The sequence below is a fragment of the Blautia segnis genome (genome assembly GCF_014287535.1).
In the GTDB taxonomy this organism is placed as follows: domain Bacteria; phylum Bacillota; class Clostridia; order Lachnospirales; family Lachnospiraceae; genus Blautia_A; species Blautia_A acetigignens.
Genome location: NZ_JACOOT010000033.1, coordinates 78,328 through 92,877, shown reverse-complemented (window position 1 = coordinate 92,877; position 14,550 = coordinate 78,328). Strand labels below are relative to the sequence as shown.

At 44.5% G+C, this 14,550-nt stretch carries 11 protein-coding genes and 1 riboswitch; of the genes, 1 reads left to right on the top strand and 10 read right to left on the bottom strand.

Annotated elements, in window-relative coordinates; genetic code table 11:
- Positions 1-8 precede the first annotated feature (8 nt).
- The 10 genes from H8S54_RS14180 to H8S54_RS14135 form a co-directional block, all read right to left on the bottom strand.
- Positions 9-2,291 carry a LicD family protein gene (locus H8S54_RS14180; protein ID WP_186901691.1) on the bottom strand — a complete coding sequence of 761 codons (2,283 nt, stop codon included), beginning with the start codon at positions 2,289-2,291 and terminating at the stop codon, positions 9-11.
- Positions 2,292-2,302: 11 nt separating this feature from the next.
- Complete coding sequence (locus H8S54_RS14175; RefSeq protein WP_186901690.1) at positions 2,303-4,702, bottom strand: glycosyltransferase; 2,400 nt, start codon at positions 4,700-4,702, stop codon at positions 2,303-2,305.
- Complete coding sequence (locus H8S54_RS14170) at positions 4,686-5,849, bottom strand: CDP-glycerol glycerophosphotransferase family protein (RefSeq protein WP_186901689.1); 1,164 nt, start codon at positions 5,847-5,849, stop codon at positions 4,686-4,688. Before H8S54_RS14170 ends, H8S54_RS14175 begins: the two co-directional genes overlap by 17 nt.
- Positions 5,803-6,957 (bottom strand): acyltransferase family protein, encoded by a 1,155-nt coding sequence (locus tag H8S54_RS14165; protein WP_186901688.1) that lies wholly within the window; start codon positions 6,955-6,957, stop codon positions 5,803-5,805. Before H8S54_RS14165 ends, H8S54_RS14170 begins: the two co-directional genes overlap by 47 nt.
- A gap of 15 nt (positions 6,958-6,972) precedes the next feature.
- A complete protein-coding gene (locus tag H8S54_RS14160; protein WP_178105355.1) occupies positions 6,973-8,703 on the bottom strand; it encodes a CDP-glycerol glycerophosphotransferase family protein in 1,731 nt (576 codons plus the stop codon).
- Positions 8,690-10,936, bottom strand: coding sequence for a CDP-glycerol glycerophosphotransferase family protein (locus tag H8S54_RS14155; RefSeq protein WP_117854167.1), 2,247 nt, complete (start codon positions 10,934-10,936; stop codon positions 8,690-8,692). The genes H8S54_RS14160 and H8S54_RS14155 overlap by 14 nt, the downstream gene beginning before the upstream one ends.
- A gap of 167 nt (positions 10,937-11,103) precedes the next feature.
- On the bottom strand, positions 11,104-11,517 hold the full coding sequence (gene tagD, locus H8S54_RS14150) for a glycerol-3-phosphate cytidylyltransferase (protein ID WP_021925443.1): 414 nt from the start codon (positions 11,515-11,517) through the stop codon (positions 11,104-11,106).
- 45 nt (positions 11,518-11,562) lie between these two features.
- On the bottom strand, positions 11,563-12,663 hold the full coding sequence (locus tag H8S54_RS14145; RefSeq protein ID WP_173765493.1) for a glycerol dehydrogenase: 1,101 nt from the start codon (positions 12,661-12,663) through the stop codon (positions 11,563-11,565).
- On the bottom strand, positions 12,551-13,135 hold the full coding sequence (locus H8S54_RS19100; RefSeq protein ID WP_243176832.1) for a DUF1848 family protein: 585 nt from the start codon (positions 13,133-13,135) through the stop codon (positions 12,551-12,553). The genes H8S54_RS14145 and H8S54_RS19100 overlap by 113 nt, the downstream gene beginning before the upstream one ends.
- Before the next feature lie 28 nt (positions 13,136-13,163).
- Positions 13,164-13,439, bottom strand: coding sequence for a hypothetical protein (locus H8S54_RS14135; protein WP_334292270.1), 276 nt, complete (start codon positions 13,437-13,439; stop codon positions 13,164-13,166).
- Between the two features lie 149 nt (positions 13,440-13,588).
- A riboswitch (THF riboswitch) is annotated at positions 13,589-13,686 on the top strand.
- A 70-nt stretch (positions 13,687-13,756) separates the two neighbouring features.
- Here H8S54_RS14135 and H8S54_RS14130 point away from each other — a divergent pair.
- On the top strand, positions 13,757-14,323 hold the full coding sequence (locus H8S54_RS14130) for a folate family ECF transporter S component (protein ID WP_117854164.1): 567 nt from the start codon (positions 13,757-13,759) through the stop codon (positions 14,321-14,323).
- Positions 14,324-14,550 lie beyond the last annotated feature (227 nt).

Below are 14,550 nucleotides of genomic sequence, written 5' to 3'. Positions count from 1 at the left end.
TCCTTTCCTCAGACAATCGCCTTTAACAGTTCTTTAATTTCCTCCAGGCTTTCGTATTTGCCAAGCCATGCATCCAGAAATTCCGTGAGGTCCTGCTTTCTTCCAAAGGAGCGGATATAGCTGCTTCCGTCCTTCAAATCCTTCAGTACCCTGTCTGCTCCTTCTATGCGGACATATTCAGGGGCGTCTTTTTTCAGTGCCTTTCTGTAATAAGAAAAGGCCTCACAGGTTTTTCCCTGTTTGTAAAGAATATCTCCTGCTATAAGAAAAGCTGCAGGCTTACATTCCTCTTTACTTGCCTGCTCCAGGGCTTGAGAAAGAAGCTCTTCCAGCTTCTGCATATCCTCTGTATAAAGCAGTTCTGTACCAAGCTTAGCCAGTTTTCTGGAAAATCCAAGCTTTTCTGCTCCGTATGCGCATATATCCAGGTAAACCATATTTTCGATTTTAAGCTTTCCTGTTTTTTCTGATTTTCCCTGCAAAAGCTTTTCTTTTATATCTTTCAGGAATTCCCGGATTTCCTCCGGTCTGTTCAGGCCTTCCAGCTTCATCAGGCAGAAATATCCGTCAATGCTCTCATCCTCCGGCAAAAGCTGCTTCCACAATGCGGCAAGCTCCACTGCTTCTTGTACGTTTCCCTTTTCTACCAGGCTTTTGCAGGTTCCCATAGCAGACATTTTATGTTCTTTCAGGAATTTATCCAGCTCCAGCTGAGTCATTCCGTTGGTGGTTTTGCTTCTCACAGCCACATACACATCAAGTGCCTCACGGCATTTTCCCTGCAGCCACAGCAGGTCTCCCTTGTATTTCAGGAAATATCCATCCTCAGGAAACAGCTCCAGACAATGGGAAAGAAATTCTTCCGCTTCTTCTGAAGGCTTCTCTTTCTTTGCCCTTTCCATCAGAAAGCGGATCTTAAACTTCAGAAAGGAAGGATTGTCCGGATATTTTTCCAGAAGCTGATCCATTTCCCACTCTGCTGGTCTGTTTTCACCAAATTCGTAATGGCAGGCCGCACTTCTGAAGGTAAGAATATCCTGTAAAAGTGCCTCCATGGCAGGAGAAAGCCCCTGCAGCTTTTCCCGGACTCTGAGCATTCTGTATGCTTTGGACACCTTCTCGGAATAAAGAAGGGTCAGCATAGCTGCCATAAAAACCTCTTCCTTTATATCAATCAGAACCGGATGATAGAAATTATAAATATGCACAAATTCTTCTCTTCCGATAAAATCTGCGCTAAGCTGCACCCGGAAGTAATCTCCGAAAATCTGGTTCAGAGTATGGAAATCTCTTTTTTCCAGAAGAGCTTCCAGAGAAACCTTCTTTTGCTCCAGCCTGTTCATCAGATCCTGGGCAGTAGCCTCCCCTAACAGCTCCTGTCTTTTGCGTATGAGCCTGTGGGAGCGTTTTGCAGTGGCCATGTAGTAAAGCTTGCGGAACACCGCATCTTTTCGCAGACGGAAGGTATCCAGCTTAGGCATATATTCTTTTCGGAATTCCTCATAATTCATATGGTGACATTCCACTGCGTCATGAGATTCTCTTTCCCCGTGAGGGGGAATGTAGGACCATTCATCCCCGTAATGCCAGATCAGGTAATCACTGACTTTATTGGGGATCATTACATCTACGCCCTCAAATCTGCCGTATTTAACAGGGAACATCATGTCCTTATCAAACAGGAAGGGGCAGCCGCCCCAGCGCATTGCATAGCGGCTGCATTCCTCTTCTTTGTACGAAAACATGATTTTCTCCAGCTTTTTCAAGGTTCTCTCTTTTCCAAGGAAGAGATAGGAAAAAAGATATTTCAGATACAGATGAACCGGTACCTCGTAACGGTTTCCGTACACCACTGCTATGTTGATCAGATCTGAATAGATCATCAGGTGTGTTCTGTATTTTTCGTATTCCCTGTCGTCATCCGGAATAGGGTCCAGAGTCAGTACGTCAATGATCTCTCCTGCCTTGTCCTTTCCGATAATCTGGTGTCTGTGAATGGCACAGGTGTCTGTAGAGGCATACCTTGGGAACGTGTTGGTATAGTTTCTGTCCACGTCCACACACTGGAACGCACGGTTTGGAGGAAGCACCTGGTCGGATAGCTCCACCAGCTTGTCCCAGTCATCTCTTGGCATATAGATATCCACATCGTCATCCCAGGGGATAAAGCCTTCGTTTCGCGCCACACCGATGAGACTGCCTCCGGCCATTACATATCTCAGGTTATGCTTTTTACACATTTCGTCAATCTCCCGAAACAATTTCAGAAGATATTGCTGTTTTTCAGTCATTTACTTTCCTCTCATAATAAAGTTTGAAAATCATTCTGCAGAAGGGTTTCAAACAGCTCCAGGGATTTTCGGTTGTTTTCCCTGCAATCAATCTTTGGTGCCTTGCATTCTCCCCTTTCAAAGGCCTCCATACCTTTCAAAACACCCAAGACAGAGGGCTCTGTCAGCATTCCGCCATAGTCCTCACAAAAGCAGCGTGCTCCCGGGACATTTGTTGCCACAAAGGGAACCCCCAGTACTGCTGCCTCAAACAGGACTACAGGAAGGCCTTCATAATCTGAGGATAAAACCAGCAGATCACTTGCCTTCAATATGGGCATAGGATTTCGTATACTTCGAATCAGAATAATATGGCTGCCGGCAGCGCTGTTTTTCGCCAGCTGGCAGGTCTGTTCATAGAGATTTCCCGCTCCGCCGATTATAATCAGCCATGTATTTTTGTTTTTCTTCCAGAAAAGCTCAAAGGCCTGGATCAGACGGCTGTGCTGCTTTTCCTGGGAAAAGCGTCCGATATTGATAAATTTTTGGTCGCTGCCATTTAGCACCTCCTGAAGCTTCTTAAGGGAAACGGTACATTTGGTTTCCTGGTCAAAGCAGATGGCTTCCCCGGACCGCCTTTTGATTCCTTCGTAATCCTGGCAGTTGGGAATGACGGTAATGTTATCCCTTCGCCCGCCAATGGCTTCCACAGCCTTTGTAAGATCACGGCTTACTGCTGCCACATGATCATAGGAGGCATAAGCGTCATGAAGTACATATTTATTTGGGTTTTTCTTTCTCTCTATTTCTTTTTCCATGTCATTGTGCACCCAGATGGTTCTGGAAAAGGGTGCCTGCTCAAACATGGAAATTATATAATTTTCGTAACCATTAAAGTGAAGAACTGCCTGAAACCTGGAATTGCCGAAATGCTTTTTCCATTCTCTTGCATAGGCATGTGTAAGTCTTTTTGTGCGGATTCCCAGCTTCATGTAAAGTCCCTGACAGATAGCAGTAATCACATCCATATTCATTTCGCTTCCAAGAGGATACACATTAGCCTGATGAGGCAGGCAATCTAGCCGCCAGGGTGCTTCCTTAAGGGAATTCATGCGGTAGGAAACAAAATAGTTGTATTTTTCCTGATCAAGCTCCTTCATCAAATTTAAAAAGGAGGTGGTGATTCCATTCTGTTGGAAATCTCCTGCATAGATCAGTACGTTTTTCTTTTGATTTCCACTGGCAGAGGCAGTGTGGCAGAGGTTTTCTCCAAGGATCACATGATGGCAGAGGTTTCGGATTCCGCTTCCCTGTTCATAGGTTCCGTACTTCTTCCGGAAGGCTTCATCAAGCTCTTTGACAGGTGTTTTTAACAGGTCTGCCACCTCTTTTGGCGTGCGCACCAAAGGAAAAGGATAGGTCCTGATGTCCTCGTACATGCCCCTGCTTCCTGCATAATCCTCAATATCATAAGCAAACAGGATAATCTTTTTACCGGAGTTGGCAAAGTCATACATAACACTGGAATAATCGGTGATCAGCACATCACACATATTCAGAACCTCATAGGTATCATAGCCCTCCGGAAATTTCTGAATGTGCTGATAACCGGACAGGTTCAGCCCATTTCCCACAAAGGGGTGAAGCTTAACAAGAAGCAGCTGATCTTCATCCAGACACCGGTCAAGAACATCCAGATAGCCCTGCATTTCCTTTACAGAATCCTTACTATCAACTGCATCTGCCTTTCCCCGGAAGGTGGGCATGTAGACAGATACCTGCAGGTTCCCGAAGCCGAATTTCTTTTTCAGGGCTTCTCCCTTATCCGGATGGAAAAAGATCTCATTTCTTGGGTAGCATTCATGAATAAACTGCCCCTGATACAGATTATCCAGCATGTAGGCTCCCCGCATTTTTTCCTCCATAAACACATTGGAAAAAAGCAGGTAATCGGACATCAGAAGATTTCGCATAACATTTCCCATGCTGTAGCGCTCCTCCAGGTTGTCTCTTCCCATGCATTTCAGAGGAGTTCCGTGCCACACATTCAGATAGATCTGTCCATCCTTTTTAATAAAGCGTCCCGGAAACGTAGAGTCATTGATGAGAAATCTGGCTTTGGAAAGCATTCGATAATAAAAAATGCTTCCAAACTTCACCAGATGATCTACCCTTAATCCATAGTGCTGCAGCTTTTTTTCCACAGAATCTCTGTAGTCGCTGCGGCAGGCCAAAGCAATGGTATAGTTCTTATATTCTTCCCGGTTCAGCTCCCGCAGAATTGCAAAAATATTGCTTTCCATGCCTCTGCCGCTTCTCGATTCCAGCAAAATCAGGTGTGGATCGATCCTGGTTTTCTCATAAAAGGTATTGTAAAAGGGATACCAGGTGCCGCTTTTTAGTTTTTTCTTTATTTTAGTCCATGCCGACATGCTTTTTTACCTCATCACAGATATTTTTCATACAGGGCTGTTGGATCTCATTGAAAAACAGATTGCATTTTTGCCGCTCCTGCTGATAGCGGTCTCTTCCATGACAGATCTCTGCTATGGCATCTATAAATTTTTGCTGGCTGTCCGGCTTTGCGCCAGGTGTCACCTTATCGTACTCAAAGTTCATTCCACGGCCCTTTAAATACTGCTCCTTGTCATAGGGAAGGAAAATCAGCGGCCTGTCAAGAAGCAGATAGTCAATGTAAATGCTGGAATAATCGGTAATCAGAATATCAAACATATCGGCTATATCCATAATGTCTTCAGCCTGTTCATTGCCCAGATATCTTACCCGGTCAGATAGATAGGGGCCTGCATTTCCCTGCTCGCTGATGTGAGTGCGAAGGAAAATAACGGCGTCCTCCTTTTCCAAAAATGCATCCAGTGCTTTTTTGTCATAATCTTTGAAAGGAAACAGGCTTGTCACACCGTAGTCCCGGAAAGTTGGAGCATAGAGGATAGCCTTTTTGCAGGATGGAAGATCAGGATATATGCTTCCCAATACCTTCTCTTTATCTGTCTTTGTAAAGAGCACATCATTTCTTGGCTGTCCCCAGACCTTTATCTTGTCCGGTGAAATCTGAAAGCTTTCTGCCATCACAGGAATCAGCCGGCTTGAGCAGGTCAGCACAAAGGTATAATTTTCTGTAAAAATTTTCTTAAAATAGATTCTGGCAAGGCGGGAAAGATTAGGGTCCATCAATGCGATTTTTTTCAGAGGGATCCCGTGCCACAGGTTTACAATTGTCCTGTTTTTCCCAAGGCCTGTGCCGTAAACAGGAAGTCCTGCTGAGGTAAACCATACGCCTGCTGACAGAGCCTTTTTCATACCCTCAATGGAGCAAGTCTCTATAAAATATTGTTTGCCGTACTTATCACCAAGCTTTTTTCTTAGCTTCTCATCATTGATCACAAAATAGGGTGTAATCTCCGGAAGGTTATCCTTTACATATTCAAACAGATAGCGGGAATTGTAATTGTAATGTGCGTTGTCTGTAGATGAAAAAATCCAGATTCCCGGGTCTGGCTTTTTCGTAACCCTATGACTGACCAGCTCTGCCTTCAAAAGGCTTTTCAGTTTCCCCATGTATGCTTCCTCTTTTAGTTTTTTTCTTAAATTTCCCTGTAAGCCATGGAAAATATTGATTGATAATGGAAACTACACCGCATTCTATGAGCATCAGCTCTGCCAGAATGCCGGTACATTCCAGATAATATCTTGGTCCTGCAGTCTCTGACAGGGTGTAGATTGCCTTCCATCCTTTGATCACAAGGACTTTGAAGCCCAGGGTTCCATGGGTTGCCATAATGATCAGGGAATTTTTTCCCGCAAATTCCAGATAAGTCATCTTCCACCATTTCTCCAGATATTCCAGAACCAGAATGGTTCCCATGGAGCCAAGAATTCCGTTTATGTAAAACATCAGATGACTGTCTCCGATTCGAAGCAGGTTGATGTCTACATGAAGGTTTCTCTGCGACAGGAAAATAGTGGCCACGAACATCACCGCACCGATGACAAATCGCAGATTTCTCTCTTTGATTTTGCTAAAAAGCATAAAGCAGAGATACCCTGCCCCGATAAACCAGAATCCCAGAATTCCCTTACTCACTGCCAGGATGGGAAATGACACGATTTTGTACTGTCTTTCGGTGAGCATGGCCTTCAGCATTGGAAGCAGAGTGTCTGAAGTGTACACCGTGATAACCACAGACAGGATTCCGCTGGCGATCCGCACAAGATTGCTCTTTGCTTTCATTACCAGGATAAAGATCACCTGCGCAAAAAACAAAGCCGGCAGGAACCACAGAGCACTGATTCCTCTCAGGCTCAGTGTGGTGTAGGCCTGGTACACAAATTTCGAATACATCTGTGCGCGTCCGGTGCCTTTCATAAGGCAAACCAGCATATTATACAGCATTACAATGGCACTGTATCCAAAATATGGAATCATAAGACTTTTGAAATGCTTCCATATATACTGGCTGGCACTCATCTTGCGAAATGACTGGCGCATGCAGAGCAGGTAGCCGGAAACAATGAAAAATATGGGGATTTTGTATGCTGCAAACCATAGGTCTATGGGATTTCCCAGAGAAGTAATATGCCCAAACACCACCATTGTGATTCCCCAGCCTTTTGCTGCATCCAGATATTTCTTTCGCTCTTTTGAGCTGTTTGGTAATTCGCTCATTTCTTTTCCTTTCCCTCAGCAGCCTCTGGACTTCAGAAATTCCAGAGTACGCCTGCTGTTGTTATGATCTGTGTATGCAAAATGCTCCTTTCGCATCTGTGCATACCTTTCTTTTTCCTTAAAATTATTTTCTATATATTCTTTTATATTCTTTACGAGGCATTCCTGATCCAGACATCTGTCTCCGAATAAGTCCCTGGTCATATCAATATAGCTTCCATTTGCCTGCTGATACAGGTCATAGTCAAACTGATAGAACAGAACCGGCTTAGCCAGATAGTGGACGTCCCAGCTCACACTGGAATAGTCGGTGATCAGCATGGAGCATTTCATGATCAGCTCGTTTAAGGGCTGGCTGCCCTGGACGATCAGCTTTACCTGGTCATTTTCTGTTTGAAATGCTTCCAGGAATTCCTTCATTTTGGGATGAATGTGGAAAATGATCTTCACATTGTTTTCCCGCAGGAATGCTCCCAATTCTGGATTTTCCAGCAGCTGTCGGTACCGTCTGCAGTACTCACTTTCCCGGAATACTTCATCGGACTGCTCTTCCAGCCAGGGGCGCCAGGTGGGCATGATCAGGATGTTTTTCTCATCTGGTCTGGCTTTATTTTCCAGGACATCCCATCTAGTAAAGCCAAGAATAGGCACGTTTTCTTTGGCATATCCGAAGTTCTCTGTGACGATCTTCTGCTCAAACTCTGAGGTGACGGCAAAATAGGTCATAGGGGCGGAACCGTTTTTTCCGAATAGTTTGTCTACCCGTTTCAGGGCAGTTACGCCGTGCTGCAAAAACAGCATTTTCTTCTGACTAATCTGCCTGGTAATAATATTAGGCTTAGGCTTCCACGCAAATCCATGATTTCTGGCATCTGAAGCCACATAAATCCGGGCTGCCAACATGTACAACATATGTCTTGCACTCATAAAAGGAACCAGATTCCGGCCATATTTTTTCATCTGCGGCCACTGGAGTGACTTCTTGTCCAGAATGAAATAAATATGCTTTTTTTCTTTTTCCGGAAGATTTTCCATACAGTATTTGAAAAAATAGGAACCGTTATCCTGGGCTTCTGTACAGTATTTCTCATAAATCACCCATATTTTTTTCCTGTTCCACACTGGCTTTGTGAGCATGTAAAACAGATAGATGACATTCTCTTTCACTGCCGTAGCGGTACTGTCGTATGAGGCCCGAAGCCGATCATGGAGCGTAAGCATATGATTCGTACTTGCCATTGGAAATAAAATATGATTCCCCTTTGGAATCTCGTAATTTCCAAAGAGAAGCTTCAGCCGTGTGACCCCATCCAGAATTACAGGCAAAATTTCTCCCTCTTCGGTGTAAAGATACACATCCCAGTCACCCTCCCATAAAGTCATATTCCCTGTGCTGCCCCAGATCCGGATCTGAAACGGCTGCCTGCCAGAGGCCTGCTGCTCTTCTGAAAACTGATGCCTTCCTGAAAAATGCCTTTCTTTTCCTTTCGGAAGCAACTCATATTCCAGCGGATATTCTGCCGGTCGGACAATATTTCGGGATTTCAGCACTGCTTTCTCAATTTTCAAAGCTTTGCCCGCCTGCGCATATACCGTAAAATCAGAGCCTTTTAATTTCAGCCTTGTCACAGTAATAATTCGATTCCCACTACATTCGCTGTTGCTTTGCATTCTTCTGCCGTTACCAGCTTCGCTGGTTTTCCTAATCCTTCTGCTGCTCCCTGTCCCGCCGTTATTCCTGCTCATCTGCTTTCTCTTCTTCCTTCTTTTTGCCCCATTTTTCCACAATGGCATCGCAGATTCGCCTGCTGTTCTGATCGTCAAAATATTTGTAGAAGTTAGTGCGCATAGCATCGTACTGGGGTTTGATCACGAAATGACCGGCTGCGCATTCTTCCATATAAGTAAGAAGCCCGTCCACATTGTCCGCACACTCTCCGAATAATTCCTTACTCATATCCAAATAGCTTCCGTGTGCTTCCTCGTATTTTTCCCGGTCAAACTGGAAGAATACAACAGGTTTATCCAGGTAAAATACATCCCAGCACACACTGGAATAGTCGGTTACCAGCATTTTGCAGCGCATCATCAGCTCATTGGCAGGCTCTTCCCCAAATGCGATCAGGCGGATTCTCTTGGATTCCACGGAAAAGTCCTGCATAAATTCACGGAACTTGGAGTGAAGATAAAAATTAGCGCACAGGTCGTTCCTTTCCAGGAAATCGTGGAAACGCCTGGAATTCAGAAGCTCCATGTAGTTCCGGAAATAATCGCTTTTTTTGAATTCCTCTGCCGTTGCATTTTCCAGCCAGGATCTCCAGGTAGGCATGATCAGGATTTCCCGAAGGCCTTCTGATTTATCCTCCAGCACATCCCATCTGGCAAAACCGCTGTTTACGATCTCGTCCTCTGCGTATCCGAAATATTTCTCTATGATTCCTTTCTCGAAATCAGAGGTTACCACGAAAAGATTGCAGGAACCTGCTTTTCCCTTGCCATAGAAGAAATCCACTTTCTTCAGGGCGGTTACGCCGTGCTGGAGAAATACAAGATCCTTTCTTCTCAGGTAGCGCTTCAGGATACTGCCTCTCTGACGCATAGCGTACAAATGATTTCGGGTGTCTGTGCTCACCAGAAGCTTCGCTGCCTGCATGTAGATCATATGGCGGATGCTCATGAAATCCACCACCCGATTTTTGTACGGACGCAGCTTCTCACGGTCCGGTGCATTCTTATCGATCACATAATAAATGTGATTTTTCTGCCTCTTTTCTTCCCCGTTTTCCATGCAGTATTTGAAGAAATAGTAGCCGTTGTCCTGGGCCATCATGCAGAATTTCTCATATACCAGCTGAATCTGCTGGCTGTCCCAGTAAGGCTTTAACAGGCGGTAAAGGAAAAATGCGACCATTTCCTTCATACGGAAGTCCCATCTGTCATATTCGCCTTCCTCGCGATACTGGAATGCAAGATTCTTGGATGACGTATTGTAGGGATACAGGAAAAATCCGTTTTCTTTTTTATATTTTCCGCTGTATAAAAACGCGGTGAATAGGCGGTAATTTCTGGTCATGGATACAGAAGCTTCATATCTGTCCCCGGTTTTCGGATTCAAAAATACCACCAGCACATCCCAGTACAGGCTTTTCCACTCCACCTGGTCCAGATCCAGCTCTGCCTCAAAGCGGCGCAGATTATTTCTCAGTCTGTTTTTTCTGATCGTAAAGCTGTACGCTTCCCGTTCTGCCTCCAGCTTGCTTCTGAATCGAAACAGGACCTTGTCAGGGAAATAGCCATATTTATCTGCATCTGTAACCAGTCTGAGCTTCAGAAGGTTCTTATTGATGGTAAGATAGCGCAGATGGCACATCTGTGTCATTTTGTGGATTCGCCAGTTGGCGCAAAGTCCGAACAGCCATCTTCCTTTTTGATCCATGTAGACGCACAGGGTGTATGCAATGTCTTTGGCGCCCTCCTGGGTTAACAGGAGCTTTTCAGAGCAGGCCTGCTCACAGATCCAGGCTTTTTTCCCTTTCTGCAGATCCTTGTCCTGCTTTGCCCGGCCTTTATCAGCCAGACGATATCGGAAATATTGTCCATCTGCTATGGTCTCCAGAAGGATTCGCACGCTTTTATTTCTTCCATATTCCATGGCAGGAAGAAGGATACTGGTATCAATGGTAAATTCACAGTCGCTCTGTACATCCGTTACAGGCAGAATATAAATTTCCTGATTTTTTACCCCGGCAAGAAGCACCCTTACCTGCTCAAAATCAGAGAGCTTCTTTTCCTTAAGCGTTACCTTTACCTTCCCGCTTCTATCCCCGCACACATCTGCCAGAATATCGTCTGTTCCATTCAGATTAAATGCAGGTGTTTCTTCATATACAATCTGTCCATCCTCATTCTGGTTCCAGCAGCAATATTGCATGGTTTCCTTATTTAGATAGCAGTCTTCCAGATTGATCTTTGTTTCCATATTTATTTCCTCACGTAGATGTCCCCAAATTTTATCATATCATTACTATATTATAAAGAAATCTTTACGAAAGTCAATGTTTGCGGCAGGAAACTGCACTTTCCAGCACAAAAAAGACTGCCGCCAGGGATAGTATTTCCCATTTGCGGCAGTTTCATTTTGTTTTCTTATCTGTTATCGTTTTCTTTCTTCATATTCAGATCATTTTTGATCTGTGTAGAGGAGATTTCCGGGGTGCGTGGAAGGTAGATCACTTCGCAGCCTTCCTCCTTGAGGAAATCGAATTTCCCCTTCCAGTCATCTCCCATCACAAAGGTGTCCACATGATATTCCTTCACATCTGTCCGTTTCTGCTCCCAGTTTTCCTCCGGGATCACAAGATCCACATACCGGATGGCTTCCAGCAGCTGTTTTCTTTTTTCATAGGAAAAATAGCATTTCTTCTGCTTCTCATTCCAGTTGAATTCGTCTGTGGAAAGTCCCACGATCAGATAGTCTCCATACTCCTTGGCTCTGCGAAGCAGGTTAATGTGCCCATAGTGAAGCAAATCAAAGGTTCCATAGGTAATTACTCTTTTCATTTTATCAGAAAATCTCCTCAATTGCATTATTCCGTTAATTTAGTCTTAGTTTTCTCCAAGATAATATCTGCCATATGCATCTGCTGCTTTCATTGCTGCAAATACCGTTTCCGGTGTTACTTCAAATGGCATGTTGTGAAGGGTATCGTTCTCAGAGCATGCGGTTTTAGCTACTTCCATGAGCTGTTCATCTGTGACGTTTTCTGCGCCAAGCTCTTTTAAGGTGACTGGAAGGCCTACTTCGATGCACCATAAAATGATGTCCTCTAATTCTTCCTGTGGAACATTCTCCAGAACCAGCTGGGTGAGAGTTCCAAAAGCAACCTTTTCTCCGTGATACATGTGGTGGCACTCTTCCAGAACAGTGAATCCGTTGTGGATTGCATGTGCGCCTGCAAGTCCGGCACTTTCAAAACCGATTCCGGATAACAGGGTGTTTGCCTCAATAACCTTCTCTACAGCAGGTGTGCATACCCCGGCTTCCAGTGCGATTTTGGCTTTTATACCTTCTTCCATCAGGGTATCAAAGCAAAGCTTTGCAAGGGCCATGGCGGCTTCTGTGGTCTTACCCCCTGCACAGGATGCTGCACCGCTTTGTTTGCATGCTCTTGCTTCGAAATAAGTTGCAAGGGCATCTCCCATTCCTGCTACTGTGAGGCGAACAGGTGATTTCGCAATAATGTCTGTGTCCATAAGCACCAGATTTGGATTTGCAGGAAGGAACAGGTATTTTTCAAAAACGCCTTCCTCTGTGTATACAACGGATAATGCACTGCATGGTGCATCTGTGGAAGCAATAGTCGGGCAGATAAACACCGGTGTTTTTGCATAGTATGCCACTGCCTTGGCTGTATCAAAAATCTTGCCTCCGCCAATACCGATGGTAAGGTCACAGCCGCTTTCTTTCACAATTTCTACCAGACGGTTGATCTCGCTATTGCAGCACTCTCCGTTAAAATAATCAAAAACCACATCGCAGTCGCTTGCCGCAAAGCTGTCCTCGATCATTTTTCCAATTCTCTTATAACCGCCTTTACTGATCAGAACCAGGGCTTTCTTTCCGCAGTTCGCTGCATAGGTTCCGATGTTTTTCATTTCTCCTGCGCCCTGTAAATATTTGGAAGGGCTGATCAATACTTTTGCCATTTTTTATTCGCTCCTTTTTTTGTATTTTATGGAAGCCAACCTCCGCCTCTGGCTCGCGCCGGATTTTACTTGTTAAAAAATCCATTTTCATTATAACATCGCCAGGGGAATTTACAAGCCCCCTCAAGCTTACGATCAACCTCTTTTCAGCTAAACTCCAGCACCATCTGCCCGTCGAGGAGGCGGGATCGTGGAAGGCATAATTTTGTTTTACGGTTCTGGAATTGTAATTGGCATAGCAGTATCTGCACATATGGAGACAGGTATTATACGCTCCAATGTCATTTCCCATAAAGCAGGCGCACGCCTTTCGAAGAGGCTGTTTCTTCGGGATCGCAAGTGTGGTATGAAGTGCTTTCTCGTAGGTTCGCTTTGTCATGCAGCCGCTGCAGTCGGCGCCGTAAGCAGCCAGTTCCTGTCCTTCCCCGCATGGGTAAACCGTCATTCCATGGGCAGCCGCAATCTGGATCATATTTTTCCCAAGATATAAACGGTCCGCCTTAGAGCGTGTTTGAAAAATCATAACGCAATATACAAAACGCCAAGCGTACCCAGACCGCAATGGCTGGAAACCACACCGCCTCTACTGTTTCCCGGTCACAGCCGGAATGGGTGATAAACACACGTTCCGGTCTCGCATTTTTTAAGTCATTTTCCATATTTTTTACGTAGGACATGATCACAGAAGCAATTTTCCCCCGATATTTTTTGAAAGCATTCATAGCACCATTTCCCACCACGATCTTCGGATGCAGCTTTAAAACACCGCCTGCCATGGCCGCTACCGCATTGCAGCGTCCACCGCGGTATAAATAGGATTGTCAATAGGTATTGGTATTCCTGAAGCCCGCATTTTTATCTAACTTTACGTATTTTTTACTTGCTTTTTTCAGCAATCTGCTATATACTGTCCCTTGTAAAGTAATGCAGAGTAAGTTCATGAGCGTAAAGTGCCTTCCGGATGGAGAGTTGCCGGAGGACGAAAAGAGAAATCTTGCGGTTCGTGGATTGCTTCTCGCTGCAACAGAAGATAAATATGAATCCATAGATTATCTCCTATTGTGAGCGAAAAAGAAAAGGAGGTAATTTTTTTATGGAGAAAACAAAGAACATGTTTCTCACTTCAGCCAAAGAGCTGAAAACCACTTCTACCCTGGCAGTCTGTGCAATGCTCGCTGCCCTGGCACTGATCTTAAATTCAGTCGCTTCTATCAACATCGGTCCCTATGTAAAAATTGGATTTTCCGGTATTCCAAATCAGATTGCGGATTATCTGTTTGGACCTGTTACAGGATGCCTGTTCGCCGGTGTGCTGGATATTGTGAAATTCTTTATCCGCCCGGATGGACCATTTTTCTTTGGCTTCACCTTTAATGCAATGCTCGCGGCATTTATTTACGGATGTTTTTACTACAAGCATAAACTCACCTTCCGCCGTGTACTGATTGCAAAACTGGTAGTGGTTCTGATCGTAAATGTCCTGTTAAACACCTTATGGCTGGACATGCTCTACGGAAAGGGCTTCCTGGCAATCCTTCCAATGCGTACGGTAAAGAACCTGATCATGTGGCCAATTGATTCCTTTATCTTCTTTACTATCACAAGATTGATTGAGCAGACAGGGATTTTTAATCTTTTTAGAAAACCGGCTGTAAACTGATTTTATTTGTAAAGTAAGCGCTTAATTTTCTATGGTACTCGAAAGTTAAGCGCTTACTGTATTTCCTGCCTCATATCTTTCCTTAATCCAACAACGGATATATAATTCTTGGTCTGACGGACGCTCCTGCAAAATAATTCAATTGTATTGCTGCCCATTCTATGCTAAACTATGGATAGATACTTCTGAACAACATACACTATTTATAAACCGTATGATTGGAGTGA

Excerpts from the sequence above, each read along its gene's own strand:
- H8S54_RS14180 (WP_186901691.1), bottom strand. The coding sequence starts at position 2,291 with ATGACTGAAAAACAGCAATATCTTCTGAAATTGTTTCGGGAGATTGAC.
- H8S54_RS14175 (WP_186901690.1), bottom strand. The coding sequence starts at position 4,702 with ATGTCGGCATGGACTAAAATAAAGAAAAAACTAAAAAGCGGCACCTGG.
- H8S54_RS14170 (WP_186901689.1), bottom strand. The coding sequence starts at position 5,849 with ATGGGGAAACTGAAAAGCCTTTTGAAGGCAGAGCTGGTCAGTCATAGG.
- H8S54_RS14165 (WP_186901688.1), bottom strand. The coding sequence starts at position 6,957 with ATGAGCGAATTACCAAACAGCTCAAAAGAGCGAAAGAAATATCTGGAT.
- H8S54_RS14160 (WP_178105355.1), bottom strand. The coding sequence starts at position 8,703 with ATGAGCAGGAATAACGGCGGGACAGGGAGCAGCAGAAGGATTAGGAAA.
- H8S54_RS14155 (WP_117854167.1), bottom strand. The coding sequence starts at position 10,936 with ATGGAAACAAAGATCAATCTGGAAGACTGCTATCTAAATAAGGAAACC.
- tagD (WP_021925443.1), bottom strand. The coding sequence starts at position 11,517 with ATGAAAAGAGTAATTACCTATGGAACCTTTGATTTGCTTCACTATGGG.
- H8S54_RS14145 (WP_173765493.1), bottom strand. The coding sequence starts at position 12,663 with ATGGCAAAAGTATTGATCAGCCCTTCCAAATATTTACAGGGCGCAGGA.
- H8S54_RS19100 (WP_243176832.1), bottom strand. The coding sequence starts at position 13,135 with ATGATCCAGATTGCGGCTGCCCATGGAATGACGGTTTACCCATGCGGG.
- H8S54_RS14135 (WP_334292270.1), bottom strand. The coding sequence starts at position 13,439 with ATGGCAGGCGGTGTTTTAAAGCTGCATCCGAAGATCGTGGTGGGAAAT.
- H8S54_RS14130 (WP_117854164.1), top strand. The coding sequence starts at position 13,757 with ATGGAGAAAACAAAGAACATGTTTCTCACTTCAGCCAAAGAGCTGAAA.